The organism is Variovorax sp. H27-G14 (assembly GCF_046156345.1).
Lineage (GTDB): Bacteria > Pseudomonadota > Gammaproteobacteria > Burkholderiales > Burkholderiaceae_C > Variovorax.
Genome location: NZ_JAYLVN010000019.1, coordinates 34,669 through 50,814 on the forward strand (window position 1 = coordinate 34,669; position 16,146 = coordinate 50,814).

General features: G+C 68.4%; 16 protein-coding genes. 11 read left to right on the forward strand and 5 right to left on the reverse strand.

Annotated features, from left to right (window positions below):
• Positions 1 to 55: 55 nt before the first annotated feature.
• The gene (locus tag VLK31_RS29500; protein ID WP_409172038.1) at positions 56 to 286 is read right to left on the reverse strand and encodes a twin transmembrane helix small protein; all 231 of its coding nucleotides are present in this window, start codon (positions 284 to 286) and stop codon (positions 56 to 58) included.
• Between the two features lie 27 nt (positions 287 to 313).
• Between VLK31_RS29500 and VLK31_RS29505 the strand changes: the two genes are divergently transcribed.
• The 6 genes from VLK31_RS29505 to VLK31_RS29530 are packed head-to-tail and all read left to right on the forward strand — an operon-like array spanning position 314 to position 5,517.
• Complete coding sequence (locus VLK31_RS29505; protein ID WP_409172039.1) at positions 314 to 1,162, forward strand: SURF1 family protein; 849 nt, start codon at positions 314 to 316, stop codon at positions 1,160 to 1,162.
• Positions 1,149 to 1,829 (forward strand): SCO family protein, encoded by a 681-nt coding sequence (locus tag VLK31_RS29510; RefSeq protein ID WP_409172040.1) that lies wholly within the window; start codon positions 1,149 to 1,151, stop codon positions 1,827 to 1,829. The genes VLK31_RS29505 and VLK31_RS29510 overlap by 14 nt, the downstream gene beginning before the upstream one ends.
• A 10-nt stretch (positions 1,830 to 1,839) precedes the next feature.
• Positions 1,840 to 3,069: a COX15/CtaA family protein gene (locus VLK31_RS29515; RefSeq protein WP_409172041.1), complete on the forward strand. Its 1,230-nt coding sequence runs from the start codon at positions 1,840 to 1,842 to the stop codon at positions 3,067 to 3,069.
• A gap of 54 nt (positions 3,070 to 3,123) precedes the next feature.
• Positions 3,124 to 4,029, forward strand: coding sequence for a heme o synthase (gene cyoE, locus VLK31_RS29520; RefSeq protein ID WP_409172042.1), 906 nt, complete (start codon positions 3,124 to 3,126; stop codon positions 4,027 to 4,029).
• Between the two features lie 11 nt (positions 4,030 to 4,040).
• A complete protein-coding gene (locus VLK31_RS29525) occupies positions 4,041 to 4,661 on the forward strand; it encodes an SCO family protein (RefSeq protein ID WP_409172043.1) in 621 nt (206 codons plus the stop codon).
• Positions 4,662 to 4,674: 13 nt separating this feature from the next.
• Complete coding sequence (locus VLK31_RS29530) at positions 4,675 to 5,517, forward strand: DNA alkylation repair protein (protein WP_409172044.1); 843 nt, start codon at positions 4,675 to 4,677, stop codon at positions 5,515 to 5,517.
• 47 nt (positions 5,518 to 5,564) lie between these two features.
• Here VLK31_RS29530 and rpoH read toward each other — a convergent pair whose 3' ends face one another.
• Together rpoH and VLK31_RS29540 are read right to left on the reverse strand one after the other, a co-directional pair.
• Positions 5,565 to 6,506: an RNA polymerase sigma factor RpoH gene (rpoH, locus tag VLK31_RS29535; RefSeq protein WP_409172045.1), complete on the reverse strand. Its 942-nt coding sequence runs from the start codon at positions 6,504 to 6,506 to the stop codon at positions 5,565 to 5,567.
• Between the two features lie 98 nt (positions 6,507 to 6,604).
• Positions 6,605 to 7,069, reverse strand: a complete 465-nt coding sequence (locus VLK31_RS29540) for a DUF962 domain-containing protein (RefSeq protein WP_409172046.1) — start codon at positions 7,067 to 7,069, stop codon at positions 6,605 to 6,607.
• A gap of 193 nt (positions 7,070 to 7,262) precedes the next feature.
• Between VLK31_RS29540 and VLK31_RS29545 the strand changes: the two genes are divergently transcribed.
• Both VLK31_RS29545 and VLK31_RS29550 read left to right on the forward strand, forming a co-directional pair.
• Complete coding sequence (locus VLK31_RS29545; RefSeq protein WP_409172047.1) at positions 7,263 to 7,988, forward strand: LuxR C-terminal-related transcriptional regulator; 726 nt, start codon at positions 7,263 to 7,265, stop codon at positions 7,986 to 7,988.
• A gap of 1 nt (position 7,989) precedes the next feature.
• The gene (locus tag VLK31_RS29550; RefSeq protein WP_409172048.1) at positions 7,990 to 9,804 is read left to right on the forward strand and encodes an ATP-binding protein; all 1,815 of its coding nucleotides are present in this window, start codon (positions 7,990 to 7,992) and stop codon (positions 9,802 to 9,804) included.
• Positions 9,805 to 10,137: 333 nt separating this feature from the next.
• Here VLK31_RS29550 and ftsY read toward each other — a convergent pair whose 3' ends face one another.
• On the reverse strand, positions 10,138 to 11,586 hold the full coding sequence (gene ftsY / locus VLK31_RS29555; protein ID WP_409172049.1) for a signal recognition particle-docking protein FtsY: 1,449 nt from the start codon (positions 11,584 to 11,586) through the stop codon (positions 10,138 to 10,140).
• Between the two features lie 77 nt (positions 11,587 to 11,663).
• Between ftsY and VLK31_RS29560 the strand changes: the two genes are divergently transcribed.
• Together VLK31_RS29560 and VLK31_RS29565 are read left to right on the forward strand one after the other, a co-directional pair.
• The gene (locus tag VLK31_RS29560) at positions 11,664 to 13,094 is read left to right on the forward strand and encodes a M16 family metallopeptidase (RefSeq protein WP_409172050.1); all 1,431 of its coding nucleotides are present in this window, start codon (positions 11,664 to 11,666) and stop codon (positions 13,092 to 13,094) included.
• 14 nt (positions 13,095 to 13,108) lie between these two features.
• Positions 13,109 to 14,482, forward strand: a complete 1,374-nt coding sequence (locus VLK31_RS29565) for a M16 family metallopeptidase (RefSeq protein ID WP_409172051.1) — start codon at positions 13,109 to 13,111, stop codon at positions 14,480 to 14,482.
• 18 nt (positions 14,483 to 14,500) lie between these two features.
• On the opposite strand, the gene VLK31_RS29570 is transcribed toward VLK31_RS29565, so the two are convergent.
• On the reverse strand, positions 14,501 to 15,418 hold the full coding sequence (locus VLK31_RS29570) for a LysR family transcriptional regulator ArgP (RefSeq protein WP_409172052.1): 918 nt from the start codon (positions 15,416 to 15,418) through the stop codon (positions 14,501 to 14,503).
• Positions 15,419 to 15,494: 76 nt separating this feature from the next.
• Between VLK31_RS29570 and VLK31_RS29575 the strand changes: the two genes are divergently transcribed.
• Complete coding sequence (locus tag VLK31_RS29575; RefSeq protein WP_409172053.1) at positions 15,495 to 16,130, forward strand: LysE/ArgO family amino acid transporter; 636 nt, start codon at positions 15,495 to 15,497, stop codon at positions 16,128 to 16,130.
• The last annotated feature ends 16 nt before the right edge of the window (positions 16,131 to 16,146 follow it).

The window sequence follows — 16,146 nt, forward strand, 5'->3', positions numbered from 1 at the left end:
ACAAAAAAGGCGCCGGAAGGCGCCTTTTTCATGGTTCTCGTGGAACGAGCACCACCTACTTGCCGAGCGGGAGTCCGGTGGGCTGGATGTAGCCGAGTTTCCAGGCGAGCAGCATGCAGAGGAACAAAAACACCGACAGGCCGATCCGAAAGGTGAGGGCGCGCGCCATGCCGCCGCTCTTGGCTCGCCCGTCGCGCCCGTCCTTCAGCATGAAGTACAGGGCAAACGCGAGGCTCGCGAAGATGCCCACGAACACCAGGGCGACGAAATAATTCATGACCCGCATTATCGGCCGCAGGCCTCGCCTACTCCAGTGACTCCCGAACCCCTGTACCCCGAAGAACGGCGCCGCCCGGGCCGCTTCTGGGTGATCACCCTCGCCGCCGTGCTGACCTTGGCGGCCACCGTGTCGCTCGGGCGCTGGCAACTCTCGCGCGCCGCCCAGAAGGAAGCGCTCCAGGCCAGCATCGACGCCCAGAAGCTCAAGCCGCCGCTGAGCCAGGCCGAGTTTCTGGCCATGGACAAGGCGAGCGACGCGCTGCATCGCCCGGTGCGCCTGCGCGGCCTGTGGCTCACGCCGCAGACCATCTATCTCGACAACCGCCAGATGCACGGCATGCCCGGCTTCTACGTGCTGACGCCCTTCGCTCTGGAGGGCACCGAGCAGACGGTGATGGTGCAGCGCGGCTGGATCCAGCGCAATTTTGTGGACCGCACGCAGCTGGGCGCGGTCGAAACGCCGGCCGGCATCGTGGAGGTCACGGGCCTGATCGAGCCACCGCCCAGCCACCTGCTGGAGCTGGGGGCCGCGGCGCCCGTCGCGTCGGCACCCGCTGCTGCGGCCTCGGCCCCGGCCGCACCTGCCACCCTGGCACCGGCGGTCGAAGGGTATTCGCCCATCCGGCAAAATCTCGACCTGGAGGCCTTCCGCGCCGAGACCAAGCAGCCGTTGCGCACCGACGTGTCGCTGCAGCAAAGCGGCGCATCCTCCGAGGGCCTGCAGCGCGACTGGCCGGCCCCGGCGCTGGGCCTGGAAAGGCACTACGGTTACGCATTCCAGTGGTTCGGCCTCTCGGCCCTCGTCGTCATCCTCTATGTCTGGTTCCAATTCATCACACCCTTCCTCCGCTCAAGGCGACGCGCACGCAATGGCCGCTTCTGACGAGCCCCTGGGCCTGACGGTGCATTCGATGCCGTCGCCCAGCCAGGCGCTCGACGAAGGGGAGGGCCGTCGCACGCTTTCCGGGCGCTGGAAGATGATTGCCGTGATGCTGATGTGCGCGGCGCCGGTCATTGCCTCGTACTTCACCTATTACGTGGTCCGGCCCGAGGGCCGCAGCGTCTATGGCGAGCTGATCGATCCGCAGCACGAGCTGCCCAAGCTGATCGCCACCGACCGCAACGGCGCGCCGGTCGACTTCGCCACGCTCAAGGGCCAATGGCTGCTGGTGGCCGTGGCCGACGCGGCATGCAATGCGCTGTGCGAGCAGCAGCTCTATCTGCAGCGCCAGCTGCGCGAGAGCCTTGGCCGCGAGAAAGACCGCATGGACCGCGTCTGGCTCGTGAGCGACGCTGCCCCCGTGCCCGAGCGTCTGGACAACGGCCTGCACGGCGCCACCGTGCTGCGCGTGCCCGCCGACGAGCTGGCCAAGTGGCTCGCGCCGGTGTCGGGTCACACGCTGGCCGAACACCTCTACGTGGTCGACCCGATGGGCAACTGGATGATGCGTTTCCCTGCCCGCATGGACGCGGCCGGCGCCGGGCGCGCCAAGCGCGACCTCGACCGCCTGCTGCGTGCCTCGGCCTCGTGGGACGAACCGGGTCGCTGAGACCGATCGTATGGACACCAGCTCCCTCTACGACCTGACGCCCATCGTCTGGCTCATGGCCGCCGGCGTGCTGATTGCGCTTGGCCCGCTGGTGTGGGTGTGGCGGCGCAACGCGGGCGCCGGGCCGGCGCGCCGGCTGCATGCGCTGACGGTGCTCACGCTGTTTCTCACTTTCGATCTCACGCTGTTCGGCGCCTTCACGCGCCTGACCGATTCGGGCCTGGGCTGCCCCGACTGGCCCGGTTGCTACGGCAACGCCAGCCCGGCTGGCGCGCGCCATGAAATCGCCATGGCGCAGGCCGCGCAGCCGACCGGCCCCGTCACGCACGGCAAGGCCTGGGTCGAGATGGTTCACCGCTACCTGGCCACGGGCGTTGGCGTGCTCATTCTCACGCTCGCGGGCGCGACCTGGATCGTGCGCCGCCGCCAGCGCCGCGCACCGCCGCCGTCCTCGAAAGAAGGCGAAGGTGCGGATCACCACGCCACGCTCAGCGCCTGGTGGCCGGCCTTCACCCTGGTGTGGGTGTGCCTGCAGGGTGCCTTCGGTGCGCTCACCGTCACATGGAGGTTGTTCCCCGCCATCGTCACGCTGCACCTGCTCGGCGCCGTGGTGCTGCTGGCGCTGCTGTGCATCCAGGCCGTGCACTACCGCCAGGCTGCGGCGCAGCGGCTGCCCACGCCGGTGTCGCCCGCGCTGCGCAACGGCCTCGTGTTGACCACGGCGCTGCTGGTGCTGCAGATTGCGATGGGCGGCTGGGTCAGTACCAACTACGCGGTGCTGGCGTGCACGCAGTTCCCGACCTGCCAGAACAGCTGGTGGCCGGCGATGAACTTCGCGCAAGGCTTCGAAATCTGGCGCCATCTGGGCGTGACCGGCGAAGGCCAGCCGCTCGATTTCTCGGCCCTCACCGCCATTCATTACGCGCACCGGCTCATGGCCTATGCCGTGTTCGTGGCGCTGGGCGTGCTTGCATGGCGGCTGCGCCGCATCGGCGCGCTGCGCCCGCAAGCGCATTGGCTCGCAGGCCTGGCGCTGCTGCAGCTGGCCACGGGCCTGGGCAATGTGCTGCTCGGCTGGCCGCTGGCCGCGGCCGTGCTGCACACCGGCGGCGCCGCGGCATTGGCCGTGGTGCTCACCTGGGCCCTGTGCGAGAGCCGCCGCAATGCCGCAGCCCAGACCTCGCCTGCCAACGACAATGCAGCCGGTCACAACAACAACCCAAGGAAGGCCACCGCGTGAGCCGCCGGGCGTTCCCAAGGCGAACGCCGCAGCGCGCAGTGTGAAGATTTTTCAATGAGCACCCCGATCCCCGTTCAGCACACCAGCACCGCGAATGTGCTGCGCCAGTTCTACGCGCTGACCAAGCCGCGCGTGGTGCAGCTGATCGTGTTCTGTGCGCTGATCGGCATGGTGCTGGCCGTGCCCGGCCTGCCGTCGTGGGCCGACGTGCAGCGCGCCGTGCTGGCCTGCATCGGCATCTGGCTGGTGGCCGGTGCGGCGGCGGCGTTCAATTGCCTGGTCGAGAAGGGCATCGACGCCAAGATGAAGCGCACCGCCTGGCGCCCCACGGCGCGCGGCCAGCTCAGCGACATGCAGGCGCTGGCTTTTTCTTCGCTGCTGTGCGCCTCGGGTTCGGTGCTGCTGTGGTTCACGGTCAATCCGCTCACCATGTGGCTCACCTTTGCCACTTTCGTGGGCTATGCGGTGGTCTACACCGTGATCCTGAAGCCGCTCACGCCGCAGAACATCGTGATCGGCGGCGCCTCGGGCGCGATGCCGCCGGTGCTGGGCTGGGCCGCCATGACCGGCGACGTGGGCCCCGAGGCGCTGATTCTTTTCCTCATCATCTTTCTGTGGACGCCGCCGCACTTCTGGGCGCTGGCGCTGTACCGCGTGGAGGACTACCGCAAGGCCGGCCTGCCGATGCTGCCGGTGACGCACGGCAACGAATTCACGCGGCTGCAGGTGCTGCTGTACACCTTCATTCTTTTCGCGGCCTGCCTGATGCCCTTCATCTACGGCATGAGCGGCTGGCTGTACCTGGCGGTGGCCGTGGCGGTGAGCGTGGGCTTCACCGGCTATGCCTTCGCGCTGTGGCGCAACTACTCGGACGCGCTGGCACGCAAGACCTTTCGCTTCTCGCTGATTCACCTGAGCGTGCTGTTCCTGGCGCTGCTCATCGACCACTACCTTCGTTGAACCCCACTTCCATGAACAAGCGCAACGCCCTCAAGCTGATTGCCACGAGCGCCGGCTGGGTGGGCGCCACCGCGGCCCTGGGCCTGGGCCTTTCGGCCTGCAGCGGCGAGACCAAGCAGAACTTCAATGCCGTGGACATCACAGGCGCCGACTACGCCAAGAATTTCTCGCTGAAGGACGCAGACGGCAAGGTCCGCACCATGGCCGACTTCATGGGCAAGGTGGTGGTGCTGTTCTTCGGCTACGCGCAATGCCCCGACGTTTGCCCGACCACCATGACCGAGATGGCGCAGGTCAAGCAGCAGCTCGGCAAGGACGGCGACAAGCTGCAGGTGCTGTTTCTCACGGTCGATCCGGCGCGCGACACGCCCGAGGTGCTGAAGGCCTACATGGGCGCATTCGACCCGAGTTTTGTCGCGCTGATCCCGACGGCCGACGAGCTCGCCGCGGTCGCGAAGGACTACAAGGTCTATTACAAGAAGGTCGACGGCAAGACGCCCACGAGCTACTCGATGGACCACTCGGCCGCCAGCTACATCTATGACACGCAGGGCCGGCTGCGGCTGTACGCACGCTATGGCGCGGGCGTGGCGCCGATGGTGGCGGACCTGAAAACGCTGCTGGCCGCCTGAGGCGGGGCGTCACATGGACGCAGGGGTGGCGCTGGCCGGCTCGTCCGGGGTCGGGCATCTGAAAGGGCGCAAGGGCGCATTTCGCATCGCGCTGATCCCGCCCGAGGTGCTGCGCGCCCTTAACGACGGCCTGCTCGAAACCGTCAACCTCAACGAATTCATGGCGCTGGAACTGCCGCAGCTGGCACGCAGCGTGGCGGGGCACATCGGGCTCGATGCGCAGAGCGAACGGCTGGTCGACACGCTGGCCATGCTGAGCGCCTTCAAGCCGATGCAGCGGCACGGCCACATTGCGCGCGCGCTGTACGACCTGGCTTCGCTGCATGGCGAGCGCGATGCCGTCGCGCACAGGCTGGCCACGCATGCGAGCGACGTTGCGCGCTGCTGGGCGGCGCAGTGGGTCGCGCTGTCGGGCCTGCCGCTGCCGGCGCAGCTGGAAGCCGTGCGTCGTTTTGCCGCCGACCCGCATTTCGGCGTGCGCGAGATCGCCTGGATGGCGGTGCGCGATGCGGCCATCGCGTCGCTCGACGAAGCACTCGCGCTGTTGCAGCCGTGGGTAGCCGACCCTGATCCGAATATCCGACGCTTTGCGAGCGAACTCACGCGCCCGCGCGGCGTGTGGTGCGCGCAGATCGACGCGCTGAAGAAAGAGCCGTGGCGTGCGCTGCCGCTGCTGGAGCCGCTGCGCGCCGACCCGAGCCGCTATGTGCAGAACTCTGTGGCCAACTGGCTCAACGACGCGAGCAAGAGCCAGGGTGAATGGGTCGACACGCTGTGCGCGCGGTGGGTGGCGCAATCGGACGTGCCCGAAACCCGCTACATCGCGAAGCGGGCGCTGCGAACGCTCTCCAAATGAAAAAAGCCCGGCAACGCCGGGCTTTTTTCTGTTGAGCACTGACAGGCTTACGCGTAGTCCGCGAGCGCCTTCTTCATCTTCTTCATGGCCGCGACTTCGATCTGGCGAATGCGCTCGGCGCTCACGCCGTACACCGCGGCCAGGTCGTGCAGCGTCATGCCGCCCGAGCCGTCGTCGTTCACCTTGAGCCAGCGCTCTTCGACGATACGGCGGCTGCGGTCGTCCAGCGCTTCGAGCGCGGTGGCGATGCCGTCGCTCGACAGGCGGTCGCGCTGCTGCGATTCGAGCAGGGCGGTAGGTTCCTGCGTGGCGTCGGCCAGGTAGGCGATGGGGCCGAAGGCCTCGTCACCGTCGTCCGTCGGGCCCGGATCGAGCATCACGTCGCCGCCCGACAGGCGGGTTTCCATCTCGAGCACTTCCTCGGGCTTGACGTTGAGCCGGGTCGCCATCTGCGACACCTCGTCGGGGCTCAGCGTTTCGCGGTGCGTGCCGTTGTCGGCCGCGGCCGAGTCGGCCTTGAAGCTTTGCTTCATCGAGCGCAGATTGAAGAACAGCTTGCGCTGGGCCTTGGTCGTCGCGACCTTGACCATGCGCCAGTTCTTCAGGATGTACTCGTGAATTTCGGCCTTGATCCAGTGCATGGCGTAGCTCACGAGCCGCACGCCCTGGTCGGGGTCGAAACGCTTCACAGCCTTCATGAGGCCGACATTGCCTTCCTGGATCAGGTCGCCGTGCGGCAGCCCGTAGCCCAGGTATTGGCGGGAAATGGAAACCACGAGCCGCAGGTGCGACAGCACGAGCGCGCCGGCGGATTCGAGGTCGTTCTGGTCGCGCAGCTTGCGAGCAAAGCCCTGCTCTTCTTCGAGCGTGAGCAGCGGCAGGCGATTGGCGGCCGAAATGTAGGCATCCAGGTTGCCCAGCGGGGGAACCATCGACCATGGATTGGCGACGGCCAGCTGGTTGGCAGAGACTCCAGACAGCGTTGTCATCAGGGGAAACTCCTTAGTAAAGGCCATATTAGCACTCGGTTAGAGGGAGTGCTAAACCAAGGGTTCCCTTGAATTTCTATCGCCAGGATAGCCAAGGGCTACCAGCGCATGCCCAGCTTTAGGAAAAGCCTGGACAGCACGAACAGCGGGCCGACCCACAAATACTGGATGTCTTCGAAGAACGACGGCTTCTTGCGTTCTATCTTGTGGCCAACGAACTGAAAGACCCAGGCCACTACAAACATAGCGGTTGAAATCGGCAATACAAGGCCGCCCATCGCATGCACCAGCGCCAGCGACAGCACGGTCAGCACTGCCATCGTCAGCAGGAAGGTGGGCGCGCGCAGCAAGGCGTAGTAGACGAGGCTGGCGCTCACGAAGCCATAGGCCACCCAGGGGTGAATCGAAAACAGCAGCCCGACGATGCTCAACATGATGGCCGGGATGGCCACGAAGTGAATCAGCTCGTTGGTCGGGTTGCGGTGGCTCTCTTCGTAGTGGGCCAGCAGCCGGTCGACCTTGCGGTCGCTCGGTGCCAGCGGGGCGGCAACGGTGGGGGTCATGCGAAGTCTCCGTGGGTGCCGTTCGGTGCGGGTGTGCGGCAAGGATTCGAATGGTGCCCACAGAAAAGCGCGATGGCAAGCGCGCAAGCGATGCGAAATTGCTATCAATAAAGTAGCATTAAGCACTACAGCCGCTTGGGGTCCCATGACTTTTTGCACTGTTAACACAATGTGGCCCCGCTAAGATTGGCGCGTGCAACCCATCGACTCTGCCCCCGCTCCCTTGTTGCCGGCAGCGCAGAGCAGCCCGGCCGCTCGCGCTCCCACGGCGATCCTCGTGGTGGACGACCACGACCTGCTGCGACTGGGCGTGTGTGCGCTGGTGCAGGCCCAGGCCCAGACCGCCTCGTCGGGCGCGCGCATCGAGGTGTTCGAAGCCGGCAACGTCGCCGACGCGCTGGCGCTGTACGAGGCGCACCAGGCCGACATCGGCCTTGTGCTGCTCGACCTGGCGCTGCCCGACACCCACGGCTTGAGCGGCCTGGCCGAGTTTCGCCTGCGGTTTCCCGGTGCGCGCATCGTCGTGCTTTCGGGCACCGGCAACAGCACCTTGGCGCAGGGCGTGCTCGCGCTGGGGGCCGCTGCGTTCCTGCCCAAGTCGGCCGACCTGAAGGAGGTGGTGAGCTTCATTCGCGCCTGCGGCCTGCTCGATCCCTCGGCGCCCGGCGCAGCCGAACCGCAGCCTGCGGCGCTGCCCAAGCCGCTTGCCGGCTACGCCGAGTTCGCGCATGCCAGCGCCTGGCAGGAACTCACGCCGCGCCAGATGCAGGTGCTGCAGTGGGTGCTCGAAGGCAAGGCGAACAAGGAAATCGCGCAGCTCGCCAGCTTGAGCGAAGGTACCGTGAAGAACCATGTCTCCACCCTGCTGCTGCTGTTCGGCATGCGTTCGCGCGCCCAGCTGATCAGCACCCTGCACTGACTTGAGCGCACCGACCGTGGCGCCGAGCGACCCTTTGGCCGACCACGCGCTCGGCCAGCGGGTGCTGCGCGAGAGCATTGCCTCGGTCTACAGCACCTATATCGCCTCCACGCTGACCCACATGGTCTTCGTGGTCGTGTTCGGCGCCATCATCTATTCGCGCCTGAAAGACCCGAGCTTGCTGTTCTGGGCCGGCACGCTCCTGGCCGTCGACCTTTACGTGCTCTGCACGCCGCGCTGGACGCCCGAGCGCCCCGCGCACGAAAGCAGCTACTGGGCGCGCAAGATCTCGCGCATGGTCACGCTGCTGAGCATGGTCACGGCGGTGGTGCCCTGGCTCATCGTGCCGCACGACAACCTGCCCATGACGTCGCTGCTGATGGCCGTCATCGTGGGCAGCTGCGCGCGGGCGGCGCAGTCGCTGTGGCCGCTGAAGCCGGCGCTGTTCGGCTACACGATGCCGATGTCGATGGGCATGATCACCGCGCTGGCCTGGCAGGGCGACGGCCTGCACCTGTTTTTGGCGGCGGCCGGCGCGGCCTACCTGCTGCTGACGCTGCATGCAGGCGTGGGCCAGCACAAGCTGCTGACCGGCTCGCTGATGCTTCGATTCGAGAACGAGGCGCTCGCCGCACGGCTGGGCGAGCAGATTGCCGCCACCGAGCGCGCCAGCGAAGAAAAGACCCGCTTCCTGGGCACCGCCAGTCACGACCTGCGCCAGCCGCTGCACGCCATTGCGCTGTTTGGCGCCGCGCTCGAAAACGAGCTGCGCGACCGGCCCGAGCGCCGCAACGCCGAGCGCCTGATGCGCGCGGTGAACGCGCTGGGCGCTTCGCTCGACACCATGCTCGACATCTCCAGGCTCGACGCCGGCGTGATCACGCCGGCGCTGCAACCGGTGCAGCTCGATGCGTTGTTCCTGCCGCTCAACCACACCTTTGCCGCGCGCGCGGAGCACAAGCAGCTGCAGCTGCGCGTGCGGGCCAGCGGGCTGTGGGTGCACAGCGACCCGCAACTGCTGCACCGCATGCTGTCCAACCTGATGGACAACGCGCTGAAGTACACCGCGCGCGGCGGCGTGACCGTGACGGCCCGCGCGCGGGGCGACGCGGTGTGGATCGAAGTGCGCGACAGCGGCATCGGCATTGCGCCCGCGCAGTCGAGCCGGATCTTCGAAGAGTTCTACCAGGTCGACAACCCGGGGCGCGACCGTTCGCGGGGCCTGGGCATCGGTCTGTCGATCGTGCAGCGGCTGTCGCGGCTGCTCGGCCATCCGGTGCAGATGCGGTCGCGGCCGGGGCGGGGCACGTTCTTTCGCGTGGTGCTGCCGGGCGTTGCCGCGACGGCCGGTGCGGACCCGGCGCCGGGCGCGCCAGCGTTTTCGTCCGAGGCATCGCCCGCCTGGCGCGGCATGTCCGGGCCGGCGCTGCCAGGGCGCGTGCTGCTGCTGGACGACGAACTGGAGATCCGCGAGGCCATGGTCGGCCTGCTGCGCTCGCATGCCGTCGACGCGCACGCCGTGGGCAGCGAAGCGGCAGCCGCCGCGGCGCTGCAATGGGCGCGGGCGGAAGGCCGTCCGTTCGACCTGCTGCTGTGCGACTACCGGCTGGCCGACGGCGCCGACGGGCTCGATGCGGGCTTGCGCCTGAGCCAGGGCGAGCGCGAGGGCGCGGGGATGCCGTTGCTGCTCATCACGGGCGAAACCTCGCCCGACCGGTTGCAGCGTGTGCGCGCGTCGCGCGTGCCGGTCTTGTTCAAGCCCGTCGCCGCCGATGCGCTGCTGCGCGCGATGACCGAGGTTGCCGTCGCCAGGTAGCTGCTGGCGGTCTGCGGCGGCTCAATGAGCCCGTTGGTATTAACTTGGCCGCCGATGCATGCCATAGCCTGCAGATGTCATGACTTTTGGCACTGGCGAGGGCGTCTGGCGCCATTTAACTTCGATGTATTCGAGAACCGGACCTGCCCTGCACCCAGGGCCGTACGGCTCCCGACCAAAAAGAGAGAAGAGAAAAGAGAGAGAAGGGCGAACGACCATCCGTTCGCCACAGGAGCGAGAGAAAACGGGGGCAGGGAGAAAGGGAGAGAAGAAGAAAAGAGAAACGGCCCCAGCGCAAGCGGGGGCCGTTTTTTCATGGGGGGCTTGCTTGCGTCAGCCGAGCAGCGCCTGCGCGAACTCGCGCGCGTTGAAGGTTTCGAGGTCTTCCAGCTTCTCGCCTACGCCAATGAAGTAGACCGGAATCGGCCGCTCGCGCGCAATGGCGCACAGCACGCCGCCCTTGGCGGTGCCGTCGAGCTTGGTCACGATCAGGCCGGTGAGGCCCAGCGTCTCGTCGAAGGCCCGAACCTGCGCCAGCGCGTTCTGGCCGGTGTTGCCGTCGATCACCAGCAGCACCTCGTGCGGCGCGGTGGCGTCGGCCTTGGCGACCACGCGCTTGATCTTCTTGAGCTCGTCCATCAGGTGCAACTGCGTCGGCAGCCGCCCGGCGGTGTCGACCAGCACCACGTCCTTGCAGCGTGCCTTGCCGGCCTTCACCGCGTCGAAGCTCACGGCCGACGGGTCGCCGCCTTCGTTGCTCACGATCTCGACCGTGTTGCGGTCGGCCCAGACCAGCAACTGCTCGCGTGCCGCCGCGCGGAAGGTGTCCGCCGCAGCCAGCAAAACCGAGGCGCCTTCGGTGGCCAGGTGCTTGGTGAGCTTGCCGATGGAGGTCGTCTTGCCCGCGCCGTTGACGCCGGCCACCATGATCACGGTGGGTGTGAACTCGCCGATGACCAGCGACTTTTCCAGCGGCTTGAGCAGGTCGGTGATGGCGTCGGCCAGCAGCGCCTTCACCTGGGTGGCGTTGGTGGCCATCTGGCGCTTGACGCGGCCGCGCAGGTCTTCCAGCAGGAATTCGGTGGCCTTCACGCCGGTGTCGGCCATCAGCAGGGCCGACTCGAGCTCTTCATAGAGCGCGTCGTCGATCTGCGCGTTGACGAACACGGCCTGAATGCCCGTACCGGTCTTGCGCAGGCCGGTCTTGAGCTTGTCGAACCAGCCCTTGCGCTCGGCGGCGACAACGGGCGCGGGGGCCGGTGCCGGGATCGGGGCCGGCAGGGGTGTTGGCGCAGGTACCGGAACAGGTACCGGAACAGGTGCAACGACAGGCGGCGTAGCCGGCACGGCGACGGGTGCGGCCACGGGCGCCGGGGCGGCTGTTGGTGCAGGCGGCGCGAAGAAAGCCGGCGTGGGGGCTGGCGCAACAGGTGCTGCCACCGCGGGCGGGGCTGTTACCGGTGCGGCGACCGGCGCGGGGGGCGGTGCGGGCGAGAAGAAAGAAGGTGCAGGCGCGGGTGCAGGAGGCAGCACCGGCGCAGGAGGGGGCGGCGGTGCAGTTGGAGGAGGTGAAAGTGGCGGCGGTGCAGGCGGAGGCGGCACCACCGCAGGCGCTTCTTCCGCCGCCGGCTTCGAGCCGAACCAGCTCGAAGGCGAGAACACCGAGCGCGTGGGCGCGGGCTGCGGGGCAGGCGCGGCCGGCCTGTCCTGCGCCTCGGGCAAGGGGGGCGCCGGTGTGTCGGGGGTCTCGGCAGGCGGTTTTTTCTTGAAGAAACTGAACATCAGGAGCTTTTTACAATCGGACCCATTCTATGAAACACCTCCCGCCACGCCGTGCTGCGTCTGGTGCGGTGCTGGCAATGACGCTCCTCGCGTCGTGGACCATGCCTGCGCAGGCCCAATCTCCCTCGGCCCCCGCCGTTTCCTCCACCGCCCCTTCCACGGCTTCCACGGCTTCCACCGCCACCGCGGCCGCGCCGGGCCCGCAGCAATTCACCCTGGCCAACGGCATGACGCTGATCGTGCAGCCCGACCGGCGCTCGCCCACCGCGGTGCAGATGGTGTGGGTTCGCGTCGGCTCCATGGACGAGGTCGACGGCACCTCCGGTGTGGCACATGCGCTCGAACACATGATGTTCAAGGGCACCAAGGACATCAAGCCCGGCGAGTTCTCGCGCCGCGTGGCGGCCCTGGGCGGCCAGGAAAACGCCTTCACCACGCGCGACTACACCGGCTACTACCAGCAGATTCCGGTCGGCAGCCTGGAGCAGGTGATGAAGCTGGAGTCCGACCGCTTCGCCAACAACCTGTGGCCCGACGACGAGTTCAAGCGCGAGATCGAGGTGGTCAAGGAAGAGCGCCGCCTGCGCACCGAAGACCAGCCGCGCGCGCTGCTCGGCGAGCAGCAGAACGCCGCCACCTTCATCGCCTCGCCCTACCACCGCCCGGTGGTCGGCTGGATGAGCGACCTGGACGCCATGACGCCCGAGGACGTGCGCGACTTCCACAAGCGCTGGTACGTGCCCGCCAACGCCGTGCTGGTGGTGGCCGGCGACGTCGACGTGGCGCAGGTGCGCGCCCTGGCCGACAAGTACTACGGCCGCATTCCCGCGCGCGCCGTGCCCGCGCGCAAGCCGCGCGTGGAGCCGGTGCAGCGCGGCGTTCGCCGCATCGAGTTCAAGGCCCCGGCCGAGCAGGCCTATGTGTCGCTGGCCTTCCGCGCGCCGCAGCTCGCCGGCATCGACGACGCCAACAGCGACGCCTGGGCGCTGGTGGTGCTGTCGGCCGTGCTCGACGGCTACGCCGGCGCGCGGCTGGACCGCGCGCTCACGCAAGGCCCCGACCGCGTGGCCGATTCGGCCGGCGCCTATTCGGGCTTTGTCGGCCGCGGTCCGCAGCTGTTCGTGCTCGACGGCGTGCCTGCCGCCGGCAAGAGCGCCGAGGTGGTCGAGGCCGCGCTGCGTGCGCAGGTGGCCCGTGTCGCGAAAGACGGCGTGGGCGAGGCCGAACTCGCCCGCGTCAAGACCCAATGGGTGGCCAGCGAAACCTACAAGCGCGACTCCGTGATGGCGCAGGCGCGCGAACTCGGCAGCAACTGGGTGCAGGGCCTGCCGCTGGACGCCAGCGAGCGCATCGTCGCGCGGCTGCAGGCCGTGACGGCCGCGCAGGTGCAGGCCGTGGCCGCCAAGTATTTCGGCGACGACCAGCTCACGGTGGCCACGCTGCGGCCCCTTCCGCCCGAAGCCAAGCGCGGCCGCGGCTTTGCGGCCCCCGCAGGCGAACTGCGCTGAAAGGTACGAATTTCATGTTCACTCTCAAAAAAATAGCCCGGTACGCACTGCTGACGAGCGCCACTGCTCTTTTCGGCATGACGAGCGCACAGGCCGCGCTGCCCATTCAGCACTGGACGCTGGCCAACGGTGCCAAGATCTATCTGGTGGCCACCAATGCGCTGCCGATCGTCGACGTGCAGGTCGACTTCGACGCCGGCAGCCGCCGCGACCCGGCGGCGCAGGCCGGCCTGGCGAGCACCGCCTCGGCCATGGTCGAGAAGGGCGTGCGCGCCGGCAAGAACGGCGAACCCGCGCTCGACCAGAACGCCCTGGGCGAAGCCTGGGCCGACCTGGGCGCCAGCTTCGACGTGAGCGCGGGCACCGACCGCACCAGCTACTCGCTGCGCTCGCTGTCCGACCCGGCGCTGTTGAACAAGGCCGTCACGCTGGCCTCGCGCGAGATCGGCGAGCCGGCCTTCCCCGACGACGTGTGGCAGCGCGAGCGCGAACGCATCAACGCCGCCATCAAGGAGGCCAACACCAAGCCCGCGACCATTGCGGGCCGTGCCTTCGCGCAGGCGGTGTACGGCGTGCATCCCTACGGCCAGGAGGTGACGGAACAAACGCTGGCGCGCATCGACACCGCCGCCATGCGCCAGCGCTACGAGCAGCTCATCGTGCCGTGCCGCGCCAAGCTCAGCATCGTGGGCGCGGTCACGCGCGCCGAGGCCGAGACGCTGGCGACGGCGCTGCTGTCGCGCCTGCCCGCCACGCAAAGTTGCCCGCCGCTGCCGGCCATTGCGCCTGTGGCTGCGCTGACCGCGGCGAAGGACGAGCGCATTGCGTTCGACTCGGCCCAGGCCCACGTCTTCATCGGCCAGCCCGGCTACCCGCGCAACGACCCGGACCACTTCGCGCTCACGCTGGGCAACTATGTGCTGGGCGGCGGCGGTTTCGTCTCGCGCCTGACCAACGAGGTGCGCGAAAAGCGCGGCCTGACCTACAGCATCTACAGCGGCTTTGCGCCGGGGCTCGAGGCGGGTGCGTTTCGCATCGGCTTCCAGACCCGGCCCGACCAGGCCGACGACGCCGTGAAGATGTCGCGCGAAGTGCTCGCCAAATTCGTGGCCGAAGGCCCGACCGCCAGCGAACTGAAGGCCGCCAAGGACAACGTGATAGGCGGCTTTCCGCTGCTGCTGGACAGCAACCGCAAGCTGATCGGCAACGTGGCCAACATCGCCTGGCACGACCTGCCGCTGGACTACCTCGACACCTGGACCGCGCGCATGAACGCGGTCACGGCGGCCGACATCAAGGCGGCGTTTCAGCGCAAGCTGCAGCCCGAGCGCATGGTGACGGTGGTGGTGGGCGGCAAGGACGCCAAGACCGCCAAGGCGCAGCCCTGAAGGCCTGATCAGGGGCGTTCAGGTCAGCGCGTGCGCGCCCTGGCGGGCGGCCGCGCGCACCGCGGCCCCCAGTTTCTCGAGCATGCGCGCCGCCGCGCGCGCCTGCTGCCAATACAGCGGCACCGGCAGCGTGGAGCCGGGCACCAGCGCCACCAGCGCGCCCTGCCGAATTGCATCGGCCACCATGCTGGCCGGATGCATGCCCCAGCCCATGCCCGCGCACGCCGCCTCGACGAAGGCGTTGGGCGACGGAATCCAGTGGCGCGGCGTCTCCACATTGCGGTGGCAGATGCGCCGCACCCAGCGTGCCTGCAGGCGGTCCTTGCGGTCGAACACCAGGCTGGGCGCCTGCGCCAGCGTGCGGGCGCCCACACCCTTGGCGAAATGCATGCGCACGAAGTCGGGGCTGGCTGCTGCCACGTAATGCATCGTGCCCAGCGCCTCGCTGTTGCAGCCCGCCACCGGCTGCGCCAGCGCGGTGACCGCCGCCAGCACCGCGCCGCTGCGCAGCCGCTCGGCGGTGTGGTCCTGGTCGTCCACCGTGAGGTCGAGCAGCGCGGCCGGCTCCTGCAGGGTGAAGGCCGCCGCGGCTGAGACGAACCACGTCGCCAGGCTGTCGGCGTTCACCGCCACCCGCACCGTGACGCGCTCGTGTGCCTGGCCGCTGCCGCTGTCCATGCCCAGCGCCGGCAGGGCGTCGCGCAGCTCGTGCTCCAGCATGCCCACGCGCTCCACATGCCGGCACAGCTGCAGCCCCGCCTCGGTGGCCACGCAGGGCTGCCCGCGCACCAGCAGCGCGCCGCCGGTGCGCTCCTCCAGCTGCTTGATGCGCTGGGACACCGCGGAGGGCGTGACGTTCAGCGCGCGCGCGGCGCGCTCGAAGCTGCCCTCGCGCACCACGGCGGCAAGGGCGTTCAGGGCGGCGTAGTCGAGCATATGGAATTAAGTTGAACTGAATCGAAGTTAGAAGGTTTAGTTTGAGTTAACTGGCGGCGAACGGCAAGCTCGCACCATGTCTGCCGAAATCACCACCACCACCTTCCTCCACGGGCTCTTCATGAGCCTGGTGCTCATCGTCGCCATCGGCGCGCAGAACGCCTATGTGCTACGCCAGGGCCTGCGCCGCGAGCATGTGGGCGCGGTGGTGCTGTTCTGCGCGGCCAGCGACGCGGTGCTGATCGGCGCCGGCGTGGCCGGCATGGCGCAGGCGCTGCAGGGGCGCCCGATGCTGGCCACCGCGCTCGCGGGGCTCGGCGCAGCCTTTCTCTGCGCCTACGGGCTGAAGGCGCTGTGGCGCTCGCGCCAGACCGTTGCGCTGCAGGCCGTGGCGCAGGGCGCATCGCTGTCGCGCGCGGCGGTGGTGGCGCAGGCGGCCGGCTTCACGCTGCTGAACCCGCACGTCTACCTGGACACCGTGCTGCTGGTGGGCAGCGCGGGCGCGCAGCACCCGGGCTTGCTCAAGCTGTGGTTCGTGGCGGGCGCCACCACGGCCAGCGTGCTGTGGTTCACCGCGCTGGGCTTCGGTGCGCGGCTGCTCGCGCCGGTGTTCGCCCGGCCGCGCGCCTGGCAGATGCTCGACGCGCTGATCGGCGGCACCATGCTCGTGCTGGCCGCCATGCTGGCGCGGCGCGCGCTCAGCGGGCTCTGACATTTCTGCGCATGCG